This is a genomic window from Methanospirillum lacunae (genome assembly GCF_003173355.1).
GTDB lineage: Archaea > Halobacteriota > Methanomicrobia > Methanomicrobiales > Methanospirillaceae > Methanospirillum > Methanospirillum lacunae.
On record NZ_QGMY01000004.1, the window covers coordinates 17,754 to 40,817 of the forward strand.

Consider the following 23,064-nt stretch of genomic DNA (forward strand, 5'->3'; position numbering starts at 1 on the left):
TAGTTAGTAGTCTTGGCATAAATATTTTTCAGAAATATCAGAATAATCAGAATGTAATAATTTATCAGATATTACTACAAATATGATATCGATGTCCGTATCCTTGGATGAATGATTCCGTTTCAAAAATAGTGGAATGTACAATTGATGAGGATAAAATGAGTGAAAATGATGTTCAGATTACCCTGACTCAAGTTGATGACTTGTGTTTTGAAGCGACTACAGTGTCTGGAAATAAATTTTTTGTAGAAGCTTCCGCGGGATTTGGAGGAACTGGAAATAACCCAAGTCCACTAGCACATTTTCTTGGTGCTCTTGGTGGATGTACTCTGATCAAAACCAAACTTGAACTTGTAAAAAAAGGAGTAAATTGTGAGTCTGTCTCAGTACAACTCATTGGTACTCAAAGAGAGATTCCTCCGCATGTTTTTGAGACTATACACCTATCGTTTACTCTGAAAGGGAAATTAGAAGAGAAGGTAGTATTTGAAACAATAAAAGAAGTAATAAGCCTGAATTGTCCAGTTGCAGTGATGATTGGAAAGGCTGTTCCTCTAACATGGGATTACAAGATTGTCGGACAAAACGATGAATCATAGAATTCCATATCTTGGTTCTCTATGTCCACATAACTCTTTTTTTTACCAACATAAATGTAAATCCTGGAAAATTCTAATAGTAATTTACAAATTGCTTGAGAGGGGACAAACATTTCTTATTTCGTATACTACATCCACTGTTAACGCAGGATTATGTTAGTCTTCCTATCGACTTTTTCCCTGAATTGGCAGTACGTTTGTTTAGTTTATATTCAGTCTCGTTAAGACTGACATTATTTCAGGTCTTTCGGTAGTTTCTAATGTTTGAATGAGTTCTATCAAGTAGATGAACCATTCATTCATCATGTCTTGAGATCCTAATAAGAAATCTTGGTTTTCCCATAACTGCCATATGTAATCATTTCACTGTATTTCATAAAATAATGAAATTCAGGTCATATCTTTTCCTGTTTTGCAGATGATGTCATACTGATGAAATCAATGGAGTTTGAAACCATCCATATCAGAAAGGTAGATGGCACCTGCGGGCTGTGTGAAGAATATTCTGAAAAGAACAGTACAACTCCTGCGAAAATTTCCATACTATCTTGCGAAGGGGCCTGTGCACGAGGGGAGGTTTCCCGGAGGGCAGCAAACCTCGTTGCCCATTCACTTGCCAGGGAAGAAACCGTTAGGATTTGCCTGGGTGGAGCATTTACAAAGGATGCAGGACAACGAAATCTAGTAAGAAGATCAACGAAATGTCTATCTATTGAGGGGTGTTTTGTCTCATGTGCAACCCGAATGATTCAAGGAGTACTCCCAGATTTGGACCCGGAGGTCATCTTTGCAGATCAACTCTATGAGACATCCCTACCATTTGGAATTGATGAGGTTTCAGATGAAATTTTCAATACATATGCCAGCCAGGTAGCAGAAAAAGTGGTTGCAAAGTACATCAAAAAATAACTTTTCTGTCAAAATTTTTACCTGACATAAGAGAACATATCCCTTCAGGTAACGTTATTCCAGATAATGGCCATGGCAATACAACATGCCAGGCCATCCAGAGTTAATTCTCATATGAGAAATTATGGGTGCATTATTTTCCATTTAATTAGGAGAGATTTTTTTACAAACATATTTTTTTGTTTTCTACAAAAAAACAATTGATCAGTTATATCGTGAGAACTCTAAAATAATATTCTCCGGATTATGCTTCTCGAGCTCTCTTCTTTGATCCTGGTACTGATCAATAGTAATCTCACCTTGAACAAACCGACCATGTAATGCATTGAGTTTTCCCCCCTCCGTTAAAATAACGGGCATATCTCCGACCCTTCGAGAAATAAGGTAAACACTAACAATAAAAATTAATGTAATAATACCAGTGATAGTAACCAACCAAAGGACATCATTCATATTTCCTTCCAGATTGATTTTTTCAACTCGCGATGATTCTCTTGTCTGTAAAAAATATGCGATCTATGTGTATTTCGAGTGTTGGTGAGCATCAGGAATTTCGTATAGTATGATGAAACGAGATCCTGATGCTCACTTGATTATTGCTATATCACTTGATATACTTGGTGGTATCTCAGACTTTTTCAGAATTACGCATACATAAAGATCTGAAATGTGTCAATATGCATTATATCTTCACAATTCAAATTATTTTGAAACGACGGTAAAAACCTATGAAAACAACCATTTCATTCATCGGATCAGGGCGAGTGACCAGGATCCTCCTGGAAGGTCTTGCAAAAAAGAATAATCTACCAGATCGGATCATCGCAGTAGATACGAATGTTGATGTACTAAGAGATCTTAAACAGTCATTTCCTATTGTTGAGATAAAGTCATCTGTCGATGAGGCAGTTACCAGCACTGATTTTATCTTTATTGGCCTTCACCCCCCAGCTGTCATTAATGCAATACACGCAATTGTCCCGACTCTTGATGATGCAAGTACCATCGTCTCATTGGCACCGAAGATAAAAATTGCATCTATCCAGCAAATTACAGGTGGGAAAAATCCGGTTATCAGGATGATCCCAAATGCACCATCCTTGATGAATGCAGGTTATAACCCGGTGGTCTTTGATTCCACTTGTCCGGACCAGGTAAGAAAAGCCTTTACTACTCTCATGAATCCACTTGGCCATATGCCCGAAGTATCAGAAACGTCGCTTGAAGCCTATGCTGTACTTACGGCCATGGGCCCCACCTACCTCTGGTTCCAGATGGTCGAACTAGCCCGTCTTGGGGAATCATTTGGGCTTTCATCTGATGAAGCAAGCCAGGCAGTCCTCTCTATGGCAGCAGGAGCGGTGAAAACCATGAAGGAATCAGGCCTGAATCCAGCCGATGTTATCGATCTGATCCCGGTAAAACCCATGAATGAGCATGAAGAAGCAATAAGGGGAATGTATGGAAGGTCTCTTACTGAGTTATATGGAAAACTCACATCCTGATTTTTCCCGGATTCCTATTTATTTTAAGATTGGAAGTTTTTAAATTCATAAATTCCCGAATACCAGATATTCTAAAATAACTGCCATGATGAATATCCCAATTCCGGCAAATGCAATCGGCATTGTGTAATGAGTAACCACGGTTTTTATATCATCCCCGGTTGTCCTCTGGACAAGCCAGAAAAAGGGATCTGTAACATAAGAGACAATACAGGATCCCGCACTGATGAGGAAAATAAGAGGAATTGGATGGATTGAATTGATTACATCAGATCCCACAAGAATCTCAGAAGTAATTACTGCAGTAACCACCCGTGATCCCTGGGCAGTTTCGATCAAAGCAGCGAGGACAAAAGGGACGAAGATTATGGGAATTAGATGAGTCAGTTGTTCCAAAGCAACCTGAGCAAAACCACTTTTTACGATAACAAATCCGAGTGCTCCGGCTCCACAAATATCAAATATGATAAGACCTGCATGTTTTGCTCCCTGAGATAATCCTTGTGTCCTGACTGATGAAGGAGCAAATCCAATTGCTGTAATCGCTCCAACGAGCATAATAAAATTGATCATGCTCCCCTGAGAAAGTTTCAGGACGATGAGTGCAATGGGAATGGAGATTAATATTGCAATGAACGGTGCCCATGCTCTCCAGTGAATCCCCTGATTAAAATCAGGCTCATTCGAATGAGATATACCTGAAAGTACATCAATAGATCCAGCACCAGACGGCAGTATTTGGTTAGGATAAACAAATCTGAAGTAGAGAAAAATCCCTGCCAGGATGAGAAGGGAGAGAGGAATGGAGATAGAATCAAAGAACACCGGACTCATCCCTCCAGAGAATGCAGAAAAGAGAGGAATGACAACCGGAGTTGGGAATACAAGGGCGTAAGATATTATTCCTCCTATTGCTGCCAGATATAGGAGGATGTTTCGTCTTCTTGTGTCAATTTCAAGTCGATCAAGAATCGGGTTCAACATGATATATGCAGTAATACAACAAGTGATCGGTACCGAAAGGATATAGCCTGACAATCCAGCTATCACTGGCGGATTCTTTACATATTTGTGGATGTCTGCTACAATGTCCTCGATATAATGTTGTTCCTGAAGTAATTTTGCGATAACTGATCCGCAGAGGATAATTATTCCGAACGCAGAGAATACTTTCCCTATACCTGTGATAATCCCCTGCATCGTCGAGTCTGGTGACATCCCCGTAAGAAGTCCAAATACAATAGCTCCTCCAATCAGAGTGAAGAACGGAGAGATCCGGTACCAAATGCTGATGATGGTGATTAGGCCAAGAGTTATAACAAATGCGATGAGGGGATCCATGCTCTATGGTAATTGAATGTAGGAGTAAAAAATAATCACTTTTTTCTCTGTTTTAAGAGAAGAATTCAAAAACCATAATTTTGGTATTATGTCACAAATTTATTAGAATAAACCTAGTTTGTGAAAACTGCTAATAGAAGTATTCGCTGAGATTATGTCCCCCCCAAAAAAATTACACTATAAACTGGTGGATCTCATCGGAGTTTATCTCTAACTACAGTGATGAGATGCTCAATCTCGTTGAAAAGTGGGTCTTCCATCACTTTTTTGATGATCCCGTTTTCAGTTGCGATCAGGTGAATGTCAGGATCAAATCCAAGATCCTGTACCTTCTTTCTACCACACCAGTCAGAACACCCGTCAAGAACGACAATTTTTCTGCTTGTGAAAGGGTTTTTGCAACCGATCAGTTTCGATCCGATAGGAGATGCATTGATCAATCATCCCGGGCCATCATTGCAACAGTACCTCTCCAATCTTTGTTGTAAGTTTGCCAATATTGGATATTCCCGAACAGGTGATCAAGGTGATTTCATCGTCTGAATTCAAATTTTAAAAATGATATATGGGACATTTTACTTAAATCTGCAGTCTTCCTTATTCACATTATCATTGGAAGATTATTCCTGGATTTTTCCCTCTCCTTTCCAGGCAGCAGAGACTATCACTTCGACCTGGTCGGCAGTAAATGACCGGTCACCGCTCTTCTTTTCAATTCCGTGATCTGTGATGACCAGGTGCTGGTGAACCAGGACTCCTGCTGATTCCGCGATCTTCTTTGCACAATGTGTCCCGCATCCATCAATTACCAGCACTTCATCAAGCCCGGTGGCCCGTTTGGCAAGCGCTTCTGATGATGCGAGCAAGGATGTGCAGGCATAACTTCCATATCCTTCTTCATCAAGCTGAATTGCAGCTGCATTCGTGATCTGGCCTGTGTTTGCCTGTCCACAACAGGGGAAGATGAGTCTTGATTTGTCTCCTCCTCCACAGGAACAGGGTGCCTGATCTGCCATTATGCTCCCTTAACGACCTCGATGATCTCATTCACACTCGGGACCCGGCCAGAGAAAACCTCTTCGCCATCCATAAAAAGGGAAGGGGGCATAAGGATTCCCCTACTGACTATCTCGCCCATATCTTCAATTTTGATAACGTCGGCCTGTATCCCAGCCTTTTTCACTGCTTCAACCACATTGTCATACAATCGTTTGCATTTTGTACATCCGGAGCCCAGAATTTCGAATTTCATTATTTCACCGTAATTTGAAATGTTTTGTTATTAAGAAATATTCATCTTTCGTCCTAAATTTATTCATCTATCCCATCAGGAAGTTAAAGAGATACCCTGTTAGTATAATTCCCATACCAACCACTCCAATAAAGATGTAAGAAGTCGGGGTTTGAGCACTTTTCTAAGTAGTATCAACTCTGGGATTGACAGAGCGGTAACTGCCATCATGAATGCAAGTGCAGTTCCCATTGCAACTCAAAGCCTGGTTAATTCAGATACAAGTGGAATAATTCCAGCTGCGTTGCTGCACTGGGGAATTCCAATAAGGACCGCTCCGATAACCGCGAAAGGGTTATCTTTCCCAGCATACATTGCCAATGCTCCGGCAGGAACCCACCCGTGCATTCGGGCCCCAATTTCGATACCAATCACAACATAGAGCCAGATCCTTTTGATGATATCAAGTGTTTTTATCCATGCCTTCGTTATTTCTGGTGAGAAGATTGACCTGAGCAAGGTCACAACATACACGATGACAGAAACAGGATAAAGATCTTAACTGTGTCGTAGAGAAAAAAGTTCAAAGAACTTCCCATTGGGCTTGCTGGACTGAGACCAAGAAGCATATAGACGATTCAGTCAGATACCGTTTGTACTATCTCAAAGACCATCTTTACATCTCATTCTTTCGGCAATCATGATCATCAGTATTTCCCCTGATGCATTGTTGGTCTAAAACAACAAGGGTAATCACCCTGTTTTTATAAGGATATGGTGATCTACTCCTTGGTCCGATACTCCTGATATGTGGTATCGTGATGCTGGAGATCATCTCATTTTCTTTCGGGTTTGAATATGTGGGCCTTCAGAAGCTTAAAGGACGGTTAATTCAGAAGTTTTCATATCAGGGACTGCTCGGTAGGTTTCTCCTTGGTATTTTCTTTGCTCTCAGTTTCTGTCCTTTTAGTGCAGTACTCTTTTTTGGTATGCTGATGCCTCTGGCTTTGAGTTCTCAGAACCCAATCGGGGTTCCTCTTGCATTCGGATTTGCAACAAGCCTGCCAGTGATTCTCTTTTCAGTGCTTCTTGTTACTGGTGTAAAACGGTGTAGTTATTTTCTTGGCAGAGTTCAGACTGCAGAGCTTTGGTTTAGAAGATTTGTAGCGGTACTCTTCAACGTAATTGGATTATACTTCACCGTGATGTTATTTTCAGGTAACCAACCTAAAAATTATTTTCCAAGGTTAGTATCGATCCAGGTGATGATCTCGTCTCTATCCTCTCTGAATTTCTTTAGCTAATCTTCTTCGGTCTCTGTTTCAACTGAAGGGTCCGGAAAACTGGCATGAATTATCTTATTTGTACCAGGGAACATTGAACCCGCTGTTTTTACACTTTCGTATGCAGTTACTACAATATCGATGTCCAGATCAAAAAACTCGATTAATGTCTTTGATCGATAATTACTGATATCAATTTCAATCTCTTCCTCACACAAATAGTAAAAGGATGAACCAGGGTTACCTCGGTTCCTGCACTCAACCCTTCGTATCGATCACTGTCTTCGAGTTAAGATCCCTTCTTTCATTTGGGAGCAGGCTGAATTGTGGGTGCGGATAAAGAGGACTTTTGTTTCATAGGAGCACTCCTAAGTTTGTTTAGTATTCTTCTTCCATTGTTGATGTAAGAATGTGATAATTGTCCGATCCGCGTCTTCTCTAAATCGATATATCTTATGATTTGACCGGTAATATGTCTCAATTAGTCCGGCATCCTTGAGTACTTTCAGATGGTTTGAGATGATGGTAGATGATTCTTTAAAGACCCAGATAAACTCACAAACACATTGATCTCGATTGCTGAGCATCAGCAGGATCTTTAACCTGAGGGGATGACTCATTGCCTTGAGTATACGTTCCATACTTATAACTGATTCATCCTCGAGTGCTTTTTTTACCTGGTTTAGTTCATCTTCCCAGTCTTCCCTGAGAGCACAGTCTGCAGGACAACACCGGACACTTACCATAATCTTACATCCTTAATGTGAACTAAAATTTTTCCACTTATCTTCATATGTAATCATTTCCCAGAATTTTATAAAAAAACTAAGTACAGACTCACCGGTTTCTTCTTTTTTTTGGATGAAACTTTTGTGGAACATTCTATGGGATCTGAAACAATTTAGGAAGAAAAAAATGATTATGGATTGCGCGAAACTACTCGGAAAAACAGTGTAACTTCTTCGATGATGCCATTCTCGCTTGTGAAAGTATCTATGCAAGAGGGGTGATGTCTAAGCGGGCAGCAAAACCTCGTTACTCATTCCTATGCACAAGAGTAGACGGGTTAGATCTGCTTCGACAATGTGTTTGCGAAGAATACCGTCTTGGAACCCTAATACACAGGTAGAGTAATATCTTGGAAATGAGGGATACTTTGTTACTGGTATTTCCAGAATGGTTCAATTTCAATGATCTGAAATTAGGGTTTTTTTCGGAAAAAATGGTCTTGTTAATTCAAACAAGGAATTCTTATACTGAATTGAAGGTAGCACCAAATGTATTCCCATTTCATTATTTACATGAAATTTCATCATTGACCTTACATAAGTTTTCAGATATTCGATGTAAATTTTTTACCCCACCCCAAACTTTTTGCGAGTAACTCTCATACAGTATAATATGGAGGATCAGGCCGGGCTTGAATTGTCACCCAGAAAGGTGGAATATCTCAAGTACGTATATGAAAAAGGAAGAACTGTTAAGACCAATGAGCTTGCTTCTCATTTCTCTGTTGATCCCTCTACTGTCACAAAATCAATACTTGAACTGGCTGAAAGTGGGTACCTTTCACATGCTCCTTACCGGGGAGTGACTCTTACAGATTCAGGTACTATGTATGCGAAGTTTCTTGTCAAACGGCATCGGATTCTCAGTCTTATTTTGGTTAGAAATGGCCTCTCTGAAGATCGAGCATGTCAGGAAGTAAACCGGTTTGAGAGTTTTGTCTCAAGGAACGCAGTTGATACGATGTGCTGTGCTATGGGCCATCCTCAATTTGGCGTATGTGGGACAATAACTCATGATGATGGATGCCTGCAAGTTAGTATGACTCATTTTAAAAATCAGGTTGAATCATCTGGCTGTGGTGATCTATGAGCACATCTCCGATATCGGACCATCTTCCTGACATTAATCTGATAACATCACTCGCTGAACGACAGACAACAGTGTTTTCCCGTATAAGTCCCTGGACTAAACTTGGAATGCTAATCTGTCTTATTCTCACTATTACCTGTGTCCAGAATATCCTCGTGCTTCTTATTTTGTATGTCATCCTTCTGTTTCTCTATAGGGTAGCAGAACTTCCGGTCAGGAAAATCATTGCATGGCAGGTTTTACCAGCTTTTTTTGTCATCTCTCTAGTTGGAATTTTAATCTGGAATGAACCCGGGTCAATCATTCTGATGTTACCTATAGGTCCGTTTTCACTTCATTTGACAGATAATGGTTTGTTTCTTTTCATCAGACTCCTGTTAAAGGCCCTCATCTCGTTTATGGCATCAATCTTCTTTCTTATGACAACACGCTATGAGCATTTCTCTGCCCTCATTTATCGGCTGTTTCCAACTCCACTTGACCAGATTTTTCTCATGGCGTATCGGTTCTTATTTCTTACAATTGCTATGACCGGTTCGGTTCTCAAGGCAGTACGCTCACGAGGAGGAGGGCTTATCCGTTCGGTCAGAATGCAGAGCAAGATGTTTGCAGAAGTTGCGGGTCTTGTGTTTATCCGGTCGTTTGAACAGGCTGAACGTGTTGAAAAAGCAATGATTTCACGAGGATATGCAAATGGAACGTACCGGACAGTGATAGTAGTTCCACCGCCTACCATTCTAGAATATCTCCTTCTTTTTGGGGCCTATACTCTTGTTATAGTATCTGTATGGATCATTCCTTTTTTTATTGGTGAATATCCATGGTAATTATTAGAAAAAACACTAACTTCATTCATTGTACTCCGGTTGATCCAGATCAGGATCTCATTCACATCGATTGTGCCAGCCATATTTACCCTGATGGCAGTGTTGGAATCCACAATATGTGCTTTTCGGTTCGAAAACATGAGATTGTCTCACTCTGTGGTCAGAACGGGGCTGGAAAATCTACCCTAATTGAGCATCTCAACGGATTACTCCTTCCATCACAGGGAGATATCTGGGTTGAGGGTCGCTCAATAACCAGTGGTGAAAGGGGAGATCTTTGGAAAGAGGTTGGAATCGTTTTTCAGCGATCTGAAGATCAACTCTTTGCACCTACTGTTCTTGATGATGTTATGTTTGGACTCCTCAACCTTGGGATGAATCATGAGGAAGCAGAGGCGGTAGCACGTAATGCCTTATCCGCTGTGGGGGCTGAAGATATCTGTGATAAACTTCCGAATTACCTAAGCGGGGGACAGAGACGTCTTGTTGCCATCGCCGGTATTCTAGCAATGAAACCACGAGTCATCGCTATGGATGAACCGACATCTGATCTCGATCCAATCCATGGTGCTCTTATTGAGAGATTAATTCGGGATCTTCGTGATAGGTTTGATATCAGTGTGGTTATTGCTACACATGATATGGATCTTGCTGCACGGCTTTCAGACCGGGTATGTCTCGTAAAAAACGGCCTAATCTTCGCAGAGGGATGTCCAAAAGAAATTTTTTATGATACCGGGCTCATAGAAGAGGCAGGGCTGTATCTGCCTGATGTGGTTATGACATATCTTGAATTTTGTAAAAAAAGAGGGATTTACCCAAAAGACCATCCAATAAATCGTGATGATCTGGTGAATCTACTCGTTTCCGGATTATCATAATTTGGTATCATGCCAAATTTCAGGAAAGGTATTTACCACTTTTTTGCGATACTGTATCTGAAAGATTAGTTGGGTTCATTATGGCACATATTCATCTTGAGGATGGTTCTTTTACAGTATTCTGGGTTCTGTTGTGGTGGCTGATTGCCATACTTCTCATTGGTATTGCATTATACCTCCTTCGATCCAGTAAAAAACCTGATCCCAAAAAAATTACTATTGCTGCATTTGTAACTACAGCGGCATTTGCCATCTTCCAAGTGCAGGTTCCTGTATTTGGGGGAGTTCATCTGAATTTGACTCCTCTTATTGGGATTTTGGCAGGTCCTCTTCTTGGTACCCTGATAATTTTTATTGTTAATATTCTATCCGCAGCAATCGGTCATGGAGGTTGGGGTCTTGTTGGAGCAAATGTTCTCGTAAATCTGTCAGAAGTTATCGTTGCATGGTATGTCTTTAGATCGATGAATAAGATAACTTCAAACAAGTTCTCAAGCGCTGGTGTTGCTGCGATTATTTCTCTCTTTGTTGGGAACCTGGTTATGATGGCAATCATTCTGATTTCAGGGATACAAGGTGTTCATCAGACCCCGGGTGAACTGTTATCTGGACTATCGTTACTTGCAGCGGTGAACATGGGTGTTGCAGTGATAGAAGCGTTTATCACCGGTTTTATTATCGTCTATATCGGAAAAATCCGGCCTGATCTTCTGGAGGGTTCCAGGAAATGAACAAGCAGGAGATACAGGGATTTTTTGTCTTTGGAGTTCTGGCAGTTGTAATTGTGCTGATAACACTGTTTGCTCTAGAATCAACAGGAACTATGGGCATTGAGGATCGATACAACCATGCCGTTGGACTTCCATTGGAAGAGGAAGAATCTGGTGAGAGTGGGTTTTCACTTGAGGGAAACCCACTTTTTTATCTTGGAATTCTCGGAATGCTGGTTGTAATCTCTTTGGTTTTGTACCAGTATCATTTCAGAGTTTGAACATCTCGAGGATAATGAGGAATCCACTCATCAGGATAACCATTGCCAGTACTACAATCCACGAAGGGAGCCTGAGCAACTGTGGTACTGTATCAACTGGAAAAACCCCTCTATCCATGAATTTTTTGTTTATTACAGGATAGAAGTGGGCAAATAATCCGGTACCGATAAGCATACCAATCCCACCTCCAAGAAGAGCATCCATCTGTCCGGTACCAATAGCACCTGCAAGAGTTCCCGGACAAAACCCGAGAATTGCAAATCCAATCCCAAAAATACATCCTCCGATTACGGTTGATCCAATAGATCCTCTGAATACGTGAAAATCTAACCATCCCAGATGCTTCATGATATGCAGTCCAATCATGCCGACAATGACTGCTGAAAGCATCAGTTTCAGAACCGTGAAATCAGTGAGGAGTAACTGCCCGATGATCACATCATATGAGGTCACTCCACCTTTTTGTAAAAGAAATCCAAACCCTATGCCGAATATTAGCCCAAGTATGAGTTGTATGGTTGATTTTCGATGAAGTTTCTCAAACATGATTACACCAGTATCCTAAAAATTATAAGACCTGTTCCTATTCCTACTCCAAACATACATGCAACAGCAACGAAACTAGCCAGTGATAATTGTGGTATTCCACTAATTCCATGACTGCTCGGGCAGCCCCAGCACCATCTGGCACCGAGCCCTATTAATATTCCTCCGATTATTGCAGTGCTCAATCTGAATAAAGGGTTATCTCCAAAAGATACTGAGAATGTGTTGGGAATCCAGGTGATATGGAATGATCCTGAAAGGAGCGAACTGATAAATGCTCCAATAATAATGCCAAAAACAAACATCCACTGCCATTCAACATGGAGGGGAAATTCCTTGTAGTACTCTTTTTCTTCTACTGCCTTTCTGCCTCGAAAAAGGCTTTCTATCATTCCGGCCACACCTGTAAATGCAGCACCGCATCCCATTGGACGATTTGAAAGAAGCATCGCAAACCAGAGTATTATACCAATCCCGATTCCGGCAATATATGGTGACCATAGTGGTGCAGTCAAAGGATCCATAATTAAGATATCATGGATTTTTATGGAATTGAAGTTTGTGATAACATTCCACAGAAATAGCGATTCTTAAATTCCTTTTATTTTTAGAAAAAATGACCCTAATTTCTGCCCTGTTTAGGAAAAATAAAAAATATTGTTCTCACTTCAAATTACTTGAAATTTTAAGTGTAACTGCTACTTCACCTCTATCTGGAACGATACAGAGGGAAATAGGAAATGTCTCCATCCGGTTTTTTGTATTTCTGTTTCCTGGAATGATACATATGCCTGATTTGTGACTGTTATATTATCTTACCTGACATATTTTGGAGAATAACTAAAAACCGTAATTTTTATGGATTATAAGATTATGAGATAGAATGACATATTTATGATCGAGTTAGTTTTCACAATTTTCTTGGATATCCTAAAGTTATTTCAGATCGTTCCACAATTTGGTATTTTAGAGAATGACTTAACGATAATGAATCTCTTTATTGTATCTGGATGGTATTATAAAACCAACTACAATTCGGGATATAAAATCAAGCGAGGTTTAATGCAGGATGTAACTTTCATTACAGCAGATCCGGTTCATACTAAAGCGGATAAACCCAGAGGTGATGAAGTACGAACGAGAAGATCAAAAGAAGGTACATGGATCAAAAAGGGGAACAATCCATATTTTGGATTTAAAACGCATACCTTGGTGGATAAAGATAGTCGATTCATTTGAAGCGTTGAAACCTCAATGGCGTCACTTCATGATAGTCAAGTAAGTCTTTCAGAACAAGGTCAACCGGTCTATAGAGATAAAGTATAATAGCGTTAGTTATAGATCTTTGGTAAGAAAAGTCGGCAAATAATCGGGTTTTAAGCATTTCAGAAGATCAATGATTTGAATGTTTCATCATGTGATCTTATTCTTACCTGTGACAAAAAATCGTTGAGTTTTTCGCTATCCTCTACGAAAAATGTCCACTTCACTCCCATGTTATGCATTTGATGAAATATGGGTTAAAAATTGAGAGGACATTTATTATTCTAACGGAAAACCCTGCTACATTGGTTAAGACTTCTCTCTGTGTCTATGTTGTATTAATTATTTATGATAGAGATCTAATATATTTTTTAATTTTAATATTAAATAAAAATAAATCCGTTTTGGGAGTAGTCATTTTTAACTCTTATGACTGAGTTATATTGTGAGAAGATAATTCTCTTTCAGTTCAAAATTATCTACTTTCAAGGAATATGATTGATCTTGTCAGAACAATAGTTGTCGATTTCTAACCTAAGCATCTTTATCAGTATATACAAGCCGGCCAATACATGACGAATGAATTAATCAGGATTCTGTGTGTCGATGGTAACCAGGAAATATTAGCATTAGGTAAATCCTATCTGGAACGATATTGTGAATATTCTGTAGACATAGTCGCAAATTCTGTTGCTGCCCTTGAGATGGTACTATCTCAAAAGTACGATGTGGTTGTATCTGGTTATCAGATGCCAGTGATGAATGGTATCGAACTTCTAAAAGAAATCAGAAATTTAAAAAATCCCATCCCTTTTATTATTTTTACCGGACATGGAAGAGAGGATGTAGTAATTGATGCATTAAATAATGGTGCCGGTTTTTACATCCGGAAAAAAGGAGATATTCAGGCTGAATTCAACGAGTTAGAATCTCATATTCGGCATATTGTCGAACTAAAAATAGCAGAGATAAAAATTCAGGATCAGATACAACGAGAACAGGATATTATCAATTTCCTCCAAGATGCAACATTTGCAATTGATACAGATGGAATCGTCATCGCCTGGAACCGTGCAATGGAAGAAATATCCGGTGTTATGGCTCAAGATATTGTGGGAAAAGGAGACTATGAATATGCTATTCCTTTTTATCACATAAGAAGGCCGGTTCTCATAGATTTTGTTATAGATGGGAGTTCAGAAATTTCTACTTACTATCCATCTGTTATCAGAAATGAAAAAAACCTTAGTGCAGAAGTAGGAGGTCTATTATTATTCACCGGAAAAGAAGTTTATATTTGGTTCACTGCAGCTCCATTATACAATTCTCATGGTTCAATTGTTGGTGCGATAGAATCAATCAGAGATATTACTGAGAGGAAAAATCTGAAGATATAATAAGAATAACAAAAGAGCGTCTCCAGATTGCTCAGAAGATTGGCCAGGTTGGAAATTGGGAGTTTGATGTCGCATCCGGAACAATATGGGCATCTGAAGAAGCATGTAAAATATTTGAAATAAACCGTCCTCTGGATGGGATAATATCGTTAGAATATGTTGAGTCTAGAATTCCTGATTGTCAGCGTGTTCATCAGGCATTGGTTGATCTGGTTGTTGAAAATGTTGAGTATGATCTCGAGTATACCATTTTTAGCAATGGTCCCACTCCAACAAAAATTATCCATTCTGTAGCTAGGGCTGATCGTGATCTGGATGGAAATCCTGTAAAATTATATGGGGTAATTCAGGATATCACAAATAGAAAAAAAGTTGAAAATGAGATCCGTAGAAAAAATGAAGAACTTCAGGCAGCTATTGAAGAGATAACTGCAACTGAAGAGGAACTTCGTGTTCATTTAGATCTTCTGACAATGAAAGAACAACAGGTTCGGGAGAGTGAAGAGCAGTTTCAGGCATTGTTCATGAATATGACCGAAGGAGTTGCTGTTCATGATCTGATCTATGATTATACAGGAAAATCCTACGATTACCTTATTAAAAAAGTAAACCCTGCCTTTTATTTACACCTGGGCCTCTCACAGACAAATCTGGTAGGAAAGACTGGAAGGGAAGCATACGGGGTTCAGGATCCCCCATATCTGGATATATATGCTCGTGTTGCCGAATCTGGAGTTCCAGAGATCTTTGAGACTTACTATCCTCCGCTTGATAAGCATTTTGCGATTTCAGTTTATAGTCCAGCCAAAGGAAGTTTTGTAACTGTTTTTATGGATATATCTGAGCGAAAATGTTCAGAACAAGCTCTTGCACATCAATATAATCTCCTGAAATTAACAGAAGAAGACCTCCGTCAGACCAAAACTTACCTGGAAAATCTGATATCAATTGCAAATGTCCCGGTTATTGTCTGGGATTCGTCATTTCGGATTACTCGTATGAATAATGCCTTTGGGTTTTTGATAGGAAGATCTTCAGATGAAATGATTGGAATACCTCTCCATACATTATTTGCTCCAGAACAGGTGGATTTGTGTGTCCATTTATTTCAATCATCACTCAAAGAAGGCAGGGGAAGTTCAACTGAAATACCGGTTCTTCACCGGGATGGTTCTTTAAGAACAATTCTCTGGAATTCATCAACACTCTTTGCCCAGGATGGAATAACTCCTATTGCAACTATAGCACAGGGACGGGATGTGACAGAAGAGCGAAGACTGGAGGAAGAAAAGTCATCTGCCCTTCTTCAGATCCAACAAAACCTTGCATTTCTTGCAATTCTAAACGATGAGATAAGAAATCCACTTACAATAATTTTAACCTGTGCTGATTTGATCAATGATCAAAAAATATTAGATCAAATTTGTATTCAGACACAACGTATTGATGAAATGGTTAATCAATTAGATAAGCGTTGGATAGAATCTGAAAAAGTTCTTACTGCAATACGAAAACATTACCATATTAATTCAGGAGTCAATTTTGGGGAAACTTCTTCAAAAAATATCTAGAAAGATCTGAATACTGTACAAACAATCTGGATTTGTTATCTCTGCTCACCTTTCAAGCACCTGAATGACGGAGAAAATGTGTAACATCTAAAAGCGAAGAATAATTTTGGAAAGTTGGCTTTTAGACATACCCATGAATCATCTCTCTGGGTATGATTGTATGCTTATTGTGTTTTATATAACCTTCATGATGGATTCTCTTCGGACAAGTAGGAACGCCTTGATATGAGTTACTATTATATGAAAAATACGACGAATGGGTACAATTAGTGAGCCTTGATGCCTGAATCCAGAAAGTACTCTTTTTCGTGGGAATTATTAGGTAATATTCAGAGAGGTAGACCAAATCTTGGGAATAGTACACGGCTGGAGGTCTACCGCCTCATGCAGTACTGTTTTCGTGATGTGATCGAGAAACATCTGGGAACAGAACATACTGATCTGATCTTTTATGAAGCCGGAAAACTGGCAGGTGAAGAATTTTATTCTCATCTTTTTACTGGAATTACTGATTTTCATGAATTTATCAGTCGTATCCAGGAATTATTAAAGGAATTCAATATTGGTATATTCAGAGTGGAAGAGGCAGATATTGAAAAGGGGAGGTTTGTTCTCACTGTGGAAGAAGATCTGGATTGTTCTGGTCTGCCAGATCTAGATTACGTTGTGTGTACATATGATGAAGGGTTCATCGCCGGACTTCTTGAAAGTTTTACAGGAGACTCATACTCTGTGCGGGAGATCGATTGCTGGTGTACTGGTGATAGGACCTGCAGGTTTCAGGCTTCAGTTATAAGAGATTAGAATCAGATTAATAGGTTCAATATGACGGAGGGTATCAAATCATCATCAATTTTAGCTTCTCTTGATATCCTTATAACAAATCCAGATCTTACCCGAGATGATCTTGTTAATTTCAGGGAAGAACTGAAAGAGTACCTTGAAAGCAAAACCTCAACCAGGGTTTTATCTGAAATAAAAAACCAACTGATTAATGGGAAGTCACAGTTCGATTCTGATTTTCTCTCAGATACAGATCTAAAGGATTTTTTAGCAATTATTGAGATGATCTCTTCCTTTCAGAATTTTCTTCAACAATTATCTGCAGGCAATCTAAATGAGTCATATCCGTATAAAGGATATACAGCTGGACTCATAAAATCCCTTCAATCAAATCTTCGACATCTTTCCTGGCATGCATCAGAGATCGCTGATGGCGTTCTCATTCATAAAATAGATTTCATGGGTGATTTTTCAGGCTCATTCAATCAGATGGTGGAATCGATCAATGTTGCCAGGCAGCAACTAATGAAACAGGAGGAGGAACTGCGTAGAGCCTATGACATAGTCAAAGAAAATTACAATAAATTTAAAACCATTCTTGAGGAGATACCAGATCCCATCATATGGGTTCAAAATATTGATGGGAAAATTATTGGAAAAAACAAACTCTTTGAAAAAACCTTTGGTGACATCCAGGATATAGGTGCACCATCAATATCCTGGGCAGATACAATCTGTGCAAATCAAAAGGATGCAGATGTGCTCAAAAAGGTGATTTTGCATGGCGATATGCTGTGTGGCTATGAAATATTACTGGTTTCCAAAACACAAAGCATGTTCTATGGGTCAGTAGTTACCTCTTCTTTGTTATTGAATGATACCAGTACGTCACTTTTTATTATTCATGACATAGATGGAATTAAGCGAACGAAAGAGTCACTGTCTCAGGTCCTTAAAAAACTGAGTCTTCTCAACAGAATAACAAAGCACGATATACTCAATAAAGTAACAGCGATTCTACTTCTTGCAGAATTAATCAGAGATCAGGTTCATGATCCACATATCCGGAGTTTAGCTGAAGATGTTCTTAAATCAGGAAAAGATATTGAGAATCTGATCGAATTCACTGGACAGTATCAGGAATTAGGGATCTATGATCCCGTATGGCAGAACCTGGGTGATGTTGTTGCCCAGGATAGCATACAAAACATGGTGACAGGGATTGTCCTCTCTCATCCTAAAGAACGTTTAGAAATCTATGCTGACAGGATGTTTGAAAAGGTTATCTACAATCTTGTAGAAAATTCGATTCGTCATGGAAAAACAGTAACTTACATAGATTTTTCTTTTTCAATTCAAGATGAAAATCTTGTCCTGGTATATAGTGACAATGGGATTGGAATTGCTAATGATGAGAAATCCGATGTTTTTATTCAGGGATATGGTAAAAACACCGGCATGGGACTTTTTTTTATTAAAGACATTTTATCGATCACAAATATCTCAATCAGAGAATGTGGCATATATGGCAAGGGAGTCCGATTTGAGATTTGTATTCCACAAGGGGTATACAGGCGAAATGGATTAACGGAGTAATCAACCCGTTATTGTAGAACATACCCTATAAGCCTCAAAGATTTGTTATCAATAATTGAAGATACAAAACAAAGGGGCAGGATTATTCCTGAAAAAATATGAACCTGATAATTCAGGATGATGATAATTGTTCCTTGATCTTTGATGCAATATCTCCATGAAGAGGACCCTGTAACAAGATCACATATGGACCGTGAGTGAGTATAACTCCGTTTGGTTTTCCTCTAGGTTGTGAGTTAAACCCGCGTATTGCCGCGTCTCTTGTCTCTTCTGAACTAAATTTCTGTACGTGGATGATGATATCAGGACTCTGGTCAATTGCATTGCAATCTGCTGAAATAGTATATGTCTTTCCACCCTCTGCTCCCGGAACATCCCAGGTATTTTCTTTCTCGCTGCACAGAACTATCCCGGCACGAATCATTGCGTCCTTGATATTTTCAATTGATGTTTCTTTCGTAAATGGACCGGGAGGTTCATGTGAGAGAAGTATCCACCCGAATGGAAGCAGAATTATCAGAACTGCAATGATAACTGCACCAATCTCCATTGCTTTTTGATTCATTATACCTCACCCGATTCAACAGTCTTCTCGCTTGGAAGCCATGAAGGCTTTTTTACTTTCAGGAATACAAGTGGTGGTCCGGCAAGCAGTACTGTTCCAAGAAGAACACCTAAGACATATTCCGCTGCATTTGGATAGTAGTTTGGAGGAATGAGCCCCACGATAAATGCAAAGACTACTCCTATTACTCCAAGTCCTCCAACAAGCCAGACTCCTGTGATTCCTCCGGGAATTTTGTATGGCCTGGGAGTATCAGGCTGGCTGTACCTGAGCTTGATGAGCGATGCAAAAACAAGCACATACACAATGCAGAGAAGTTCTACGGTCATTGCAGAAAGAATCCAATATGCCTGATTAACCGAAGGCAGAAAGACATACAAAAGGGAGATGAGCGATCCAATGAGGGCCTGGGTTATCAGGACTCCGACGGGAGCTCCGTATTTATTAGTGTGATCAAACATCGGGGGCATGTTTCCTTCTTCAGCAACAACTGCAAGACCTTTTGCAGGTCCAATCAGCCATGATGCAAGGAGAGCAACACCTCCTACAGTTATCAGGATAGCAATCGGTGCAATAAGCCAGGCGATACCCATGGTTGTAAAGAAGTACTGAATTGCCTGCATTACTCCGGATGCAAGATTGAGTTTCTCGACCGGAACAGCGAATGAAATTGCCAGTGTTCCAAAAACCGTGCAGAAGAGGATGATAAGGGTTGACAATCCCATAGCTTTTGGAAAGTCAGTCTGTGGATTTTTAACCTCAAGTGCATGGAACCCTGCCATCTCCATCCCGGCAAAGAGCAAGATGATGGTTGAAAAAAATGGAATTGTTGATAATGATATCTGTGGGATCATTGCACTCACCGAAAAATGGGGGATGGCAAGTGGAGCTCCCATGACTACCCATAATACTCCGAGAAGGATGATGAGAACTGCGGGAATAATGCTCCCGACTATCGCACCGAAATTCCCGAATTTAGCTGAAAAGTCCTCACCAAAATATGCAACTGCTGTAGTTCCCCAGAATGCAACCATCATGACCGTGAACATGTACCATGGACTGCTGGCAAGCTGAGGTGTGAGAGCAAAAGCAAGTGTTGAAGCGATAAACGAGAGAGCGGTTGGGAACCAGACCAGATTGTTTGACCACTCACAAAAAAGGGCAATGAACCCACTCTTTTCACCGAAGGCCTGCTTTACCCAGGTGTATACTCCTCCACCCTGGGGCCAGCCTGTTGCGAGTTCTGCACCTGCAAAAGTGATGGGAATGAGAAAAAAGATCGTTCCCAGAAGATACCACCCGATACAGGACCATCCGTAGATAGCCATTGACGGAAAGTTCCTGATGCTGAGGACAGCAGCCACATTTATCATAGCGAGCGAGAAAACTCCCAGAACTTTTTTCACCTGAGGTTTTCCGGGTTTTTGCACAGATTCACTCATTGTTTATTCCTCTTTAATACAACTAACCAGGTACTGACCATTTACAACCTCAACACCATGGGTATCATGATTAAATCCGGGAAACCTGGAGTCAAAGTCCTGAAGTCCTTTCAGGTACTCGAGAATTGGTCCATTCTGATCCCCTGCACGTTCTCCCGGAAGGAGGAGGGGAATGCCTGGTGGATAAGGAACCACTCCGGTAGCAACAACCCTGCCTCCCATTTTTTCAACCGGGACCTGTTCTACGGTTCCACGAACCAGCCGCTTATATGCATCCGCAAAGGTGATCACGGGTTCAGGGAGCAAAGAAAAGGCCTGTGAAAGGGTTTCGAGCATCCGATGATCCCGTTTGAATGCATGCATTTCTTCAGCAAGCTCCGGAAGAGTCATTCCGCTATACCGATCCGGATAAGATTCAATAAGATCAGGGAAGATCTCTTCAAGCAGAGTATTTTCATCATAGAGCCGCTTGAACTCAAAAAGTTCAGTGATAAGAGTTCCCCATTTTCCTTTTGTAATTCCTACTGAGAAGAGGAAGAGAATACTATAATCACCTGACTTTTCATTGATGATTCCCCTGGTATCAAGGAATTTTACGACCAGGGCGGCAGGAATTCCAAAAGGTTCCAACCTTCCGTCATCTGCAACACCTGGTGTCAGAATCGTAACCTTGATTGGATCGAGCATACAGTAGTCATCTTCGAGTCCTTCAAATCCATGCCAGTTCTCACCCGGATGAAGAACCCAGCAAGACGGATTATCACGAAGAATTTCAAGCGGGGCATCGGTAAAAGAAATCCGTTTGCCGCTCTTTGGATCAGTTACAGCATCAGGCTGCCACATCCCGAACCACCAGTCAGACGGGGTCTCTCTGTGTCCGATCTCACGGTTGATCCGTGCCATGGTACGCCTGAACCTGATAGCCTCCTCTATACATTCATCAGTCAGAATTTTTCCTGACGGACCATCCATCATCTTTGCTGAAACATCAAGAGATGCAATGATTGTATAAAGCGGAGATGTGGAGGTATGCATCATAAACCCCTCGTTGAAACGAGAGTGTTCAATTGGAACTCTGCCATTTCTGACATGAACCATGGAGGCCTGTGAAAGAGCAGCAAGGAGTTTATGTGTCGACTGGGTTGCAAAAACGGTTGGCCCATTTGAATCCTTTGCTCCGTTTCTCATTGCAAACCGGTCACGATATAGGGGATTGAACCTGGCATATCCATACCAGGCTTCATCGAAATGAATCCGATCCACTGTCTGACCGAGCAGGTGCTCTACTCGTGCAGCATGATAACAAAGGCCATCATATGTAGAGTTCGTGATAATTGCATGAACCGGATGGTCACTATCAGCATATTTGGTAAAAGGACATGCCTGAACTTTTTTGCTTATTGCATCCGGAGTTAGTTGATCCGGATGAATAGGCCCGATGATTCCGTATCTGTTACGTGATGGAATGAGGTACACCGGAACAGAATGAGTCATGGTGAGAGCATGCTCAGCTGACTTGTGACAGTTTCTGTCTACAAGAACGACATCTCCCTCAGTGACTGCCCCAAAAAAGACAATCTTATTGGCTGTTGAAGTACCGTTTGTGACGAAATACGTTTTATCTGCTCCAAACACCTTTGCTGCGTACTTTTCAGCTTTTCCTATCGGACCGGAATGATCGAGCAGGGATCCAAGTTCATCCACTGATATCGAAAGGTCTGACCTGAAGAGTTGTTCACCAAAAAAAGTATGAAATGCTCTGCCAACCGGTGTTTTACGAAATGCAGTTCCACCTGCATGACCTGGTGTGTGCCAGGAGTATTCAAAATCGCGGGAAAATTTGATAAGTTCTGAGAAAAATGGAGAGAGCATCTGTTCACGATATCGTCGTGCTGCTGCCGTTATCCTTCCAGCAAGGAAATCCGGTGTATCATCCATTGCATACACATACTCATTGATCTCTTTGATGATCTCAACCGTAAGACCACTCGGAGCTTGTGAAGCGGGTTCTGCCAGTAAAAAGATTGGAAGTTCGTCGTTACGTCTTCTGATCTCATGGATGATTTTTGTAGTTGATTCATGGTTTTGTTGTGAATCTCCTCCAAGATCCCAGTTTATGAGGATACAGTCTATTCCCGGAAGCTGAGCTGCTGCTGCACGAGCATCGGTGAGGGATCCGACATCCCCCACTACAAGCCCTGACTCTTCTAATTTCTGAATAATCCTCTTCATTGTGCGGCCATGAGGAGTTTCAGTATGGATAGCATCATCAATGATTGCAATGGTCAGTTTCTCTTCAGGATTCATTCTCTCCTCCTTGAGAATGTGATGTGGTATCAGTACCTAACCAGTATTCCCTTCTTGGGAAAAACTGAGTTCTTACTTTTAGAAAGAACAACTACCATATGAAAGTATGGTAAAGAAATCGGTTCAAATTTTTTTACAGAAAGGAATC

The 23,064-nt window shown here is 40.4% G+C and carries 23 protein-coding genes and 2 pseudogenes; 14 read left to right on the top strand and 11 right to left on the bottom strand.

From position 1 onward, the window contains the following. The first annotated feature begins 158 nt into the window (after positions 1-158). From DK846_RS05495 to DK846_RS05510, 3 genes are all read left to right on the top strand, one after another. Positions 159-599, top strand: coding sequence for an OsmC family protein (locus DK846_RS05495; protein ID WP_181391640.1), 441 nt, complete (start codon positions 159-161; stop codon positions 597-599). Positions 600-1,031: 432 nt separating this feature from the next. After that, entirely contained in the window at positions 1,032-1,508 is a 477-nt protein-coding gene (locus DK846_RS05500; RefSeq protein WP_245926480.1) for a putative zinc-binding protein, read from the top strand. 728 nt (positions 1,509-2,236) lie between these two features. Continuing rightward, positions 2,237-3,013, top strand: coding sequence for a pyrroline-5-carboxylate reductase family protein (locus DK846_RS05510; protein WP_109967941.1), 777 nt, complete (start codon positions 2,237-2,239; stop codon positions 3,011-3,013). Between the two features lie 45 nt (positions 3,014-3,058). Here the strand turns inward: DK846_RS05510 and DK846_RS05515 are convergent, their stop codons facing one another. From DK846_RS05515 to DK846_RS18195, 5 genes and pseudogenes are all read right to left on the bottom strand, one after another. Beyond that, complete coding sequence (locus DK846_RS05515) at positions 3,059-4,354, bottom strand: GntP family permease (RefSeq protein ID WP_109967942.1); 1,296 nt, start codon at positions 4,352-4,354, stop codon at positions 3,059-3,061. A 194-nt stretch (positions 4,355-4,548) separates the two neighbouring features. Beyond that, on the bottom strand, positions 4,549-4,794 hold the full coding sequence (locus DK846_RS05520) for a putative zinc-binding protein (protein ID WP_109967943.1): 246 nt from the start codon (positions 4,792-4,794) through the stop codon (positions 4,549-4,551). 180 nt (positions 4,795-4,974) lie between these two features. Continuing rightward, complete coding sequence (locus DK846_RS05525) at positions 4,975-5,370, bottom strand: putative zinc-binding protein (RefSeq protein ID WP_109967944.1); 396 nt, start codon at positions 5,368-5,370, stop codon at positions 4,975-4,977. Beyond that, positions 5,370-5,606, bottom strand: coding sequence for a thioredoxin family protein (locus tag DK846_RS05530; protein ID WP_109967945.1), 237 nt, complete (start codon positions 5,604-5,606; stop codon positions 5,370-5,372). The genes DK846_RS05525 and DK846_RS05530 overlap by 1 nt, the downstream gene beginning before the upstream one ends. A gap of 99 nt (positions 5,607-5,705) precedes the next feature. Beyond that, positions 5,706-5,993, bottom strand: a pseudogene (locus DK846_RS18195) (permease). Positions 5,994-6,379: 386 nt separating this feature from the next. Between DK846_RS18195 and DK846_RS05540 the strand changes: the two are divergent. Next, positions 6,380-6,889: pseudogene (locus DK846_RS05540) on the top strand (urease accessory protein UreH domain-containing protein); the annotation flags it as partial. Positions 6,890-7,236: 347 nt separating this feature from the next. On the opposite strand, the gene DK846_RS05550 reads toward DK846_RS05540, so the two are convergent. Beyond that, positions 7,237-7,614: an ArsR/SmtB family transcription factor gene (locus DK846_RS05550; RefSeq protein ID WP_109967948.1), complete on the bottom strand. Its 378-nt coding sequence runs from the start codon at positions 7,612-7,614 to the stop codon at positions 7,237-7,239. A 655-nt stretch (positions 7,615-8,269) separates the two neighbouring features. Here DK846_RS05550 and DK846_RS05555 point away from each other — a divergent pair. The 5 genes from DK846_RS05555 (at position 8,270) to DK846_RS05575 (ending at position 11,445) form a co-directional block, all read left to right on the top strand. Beyond that, entirely contained in the window at positions 8,270-8,746 is a 477-nt protein-coding gene (locus DK846_RS05555; protein ID WP_109967949.1) for a metal-dependent transcriptional regulator, read from the top strand. Continuing rightward, a complete protein-coding gene (locus DK846_RS05560; RefSeq protein WP_109967950.1) occupies positions 8,743-9,573 on the top strand; it encodes an energy-coupling factor transporter transmembrane component T family protein in 831 nt (276 codons plus the stop codon). Before DK846_RS05555 ends, DK846_RS05560 begins: the two co-directional genes overlap by 4 nt. Beyond that, entirely contained in the window at positions 9,567-10,454 is an 888-nt protein-coding gene (locus tag DK846_RS05565; RefSeq protein WP_109967951.1) for an energy-coupling factor ABC transporter ATP-binding protein, read from the top strand. The genes DK846_RS05560 and DK846_RS05565 overlap by 7 nt, the downstream gene beginning before the upstream one ends. A gap of 80 nt (positions 10,455-10,534) precedes the next feature. Then, positions 10,535-11,185 carry an energy-coupling factor ABC transporter permease gene (locus DK846_RS05570; RefSeq protein ID WP_109967952.1) on the top strand — a complete coding sequence of 217 codons (651 nt, stop codon included), beginning with the start codon at positions 10,535-10,537 and terminating at the stop codon, positions 11,183-11,185. Beyond that, positions 11,182-11,445: a hypothetical protein gene (locus tag DK846_RS05575; RefSeq protein ID WP_109967953.1), complete on the top strand. Its 264-nt coding sequence runs from the start codon at positions 11,182-11,184 to the stop codon at positions 11,443-11,445. Before DK846_RS05570 ends, DK846_RS05575 begins: the two co-directional genes overlap by 4 nt. Here DK846_RS05575 and DK846_RS05580 read toward each other — a convergent pair. Further along, positions 11,435-11,992 carry a YeeE/YedE thiosulfate transporter family protein gene (locus tag DK846_RS05580; protein ID WP_109967954.1) on the bottom strand — a complete coding sequence of 186 codons (558 nt, stop codon included), beginning with the start codon at positions 11,990-11,992 and terminating at the stop codon, positions 11,435-11,437. The genes DK846_RS05575 and DK846_RS05580 overlap by 11 nt on opposite strands. Positions 11,993-11,994: 2 nt before the next feature. Continuing rightward, on the bottom strand, positions 11,995-12,516 hold the full coding sequence (locus DK846_RS05585) for a YeeE/YedE thiosulfate transporter family protein (RefSeq protein WP_109967955.1): 522 nt from the start codon (positions 12,514-12,516) through the stop codon (positions 11,995-11,997). A 370-nt stretch (positions 12,517-12,886) separates the two neighbouring features. Between DK846_RS05585 and DK846_RS05590 the strand changes: the two genes are divergently transcribed. The 5 genes from DK846_RS05590 (at position 12,887) to DK846_RS05610 (ending at position 18,602) form a co-directional block, all read left to right on the top strand. After that, positions 12,887-13,231, top strand: coding sequence for a hypothetical protein (locus DK846_RS05590; RefSeq protein ID WP_109967956.1), 345 nt, complete (start codon positions 12,887-12,889; stop codon positions 13,229-13,231). Positions 13,232-13,827: 596 nt separating this feature from the next. Then, positions 13,828-14,652, top strand: coding sequence for a response regulator (locus DK846_RS05595; protein ID WP_109967957.1), 825 nt, complete (start codon positions 13,828-13,830; stop codon positions 14,650-14,652). Positions 14,653-14,852: 200 nt separating this feature from the next. Beyond that, positions 14,853-16,223 carry a PAS domain S-box protein gene (locus tag DK846_RS05600; protein WP_109967958.1) on the top strand — a complete coding sequence of 457 codons (1,371 nt, stop codon included), beginning with the start codon at positions 14,853-14,855 and terminating at the stop codon, positions 16,221-16,223. Between the two features lie 279 nt (positions 16,224-16,502). Next, positions 16,503-17,027, top strand: coding sequence for a V4R domain-containing protein (locus DK846_RS05605; RefSeq protein WP_109967959.1), 525 nt, complete (start codon positions 16,503-16,505; stop codon positions 17,025-17,027). A gap of 21 nt (positions 17,028-17,048) precedes the next feature. After that, on the top strand, positions 17,049-18,602 hold the full coding sequence (locus DK846_RS05610; RefSeq protein ID WP_109967960.1) for an ATP-binding protein: 1,554 nt from the start codon (positions 17,049-17,051) through the stop codon (positions 18,600-18,602). A 112-nt stretch (positions 18,603-18,714) separates the two neighbouring features. Here the strand turns inward: DK846_RS05610 and DK846_RS05615 are convergent, their stop codons facing one another. The 3 genes from DK846_RS05615 to DK846_RS05625 are packed head-to-tail and all read right to left on the bottom strand — an operon-like array spanning position 18,715 to position 22,916. Beyond that, entirely contained in the window at positions 18,715-19,167 is a 453-nt protein-coding gene (locus DK846_RS05615; protein WP_109967961.1) for a hypothetical protein, read from the bottom strand. Further along, a complete protein-coding gene (locus DK846_RS05620) occupies positions 19,167-20,609 on the bottom strand; it encodes an amino acid permease (RefSeq protein WP_109967962.1) in 1,443 nt (480 codons plus the stop codon). The genes DK846_RS05615 and DK846_RS05620 overlap by 1 nt, the downstream gene beginning before the upstream one ends. Positions 20,610-20,612: 3 nt before the next feature. Next, positions 20,613-22,916, bottom strand: a complete 2,304-nt coding sequence (locus DK846_RS05625) for an Orn/Lys/Arg family decarboxylase (protein WP_109967963.1) — start codon at positions 22,914-22,916, stop codon at positions 20,613-20,615. Positions 22,917-23,064: the final 148 nt, after the last annotated feature.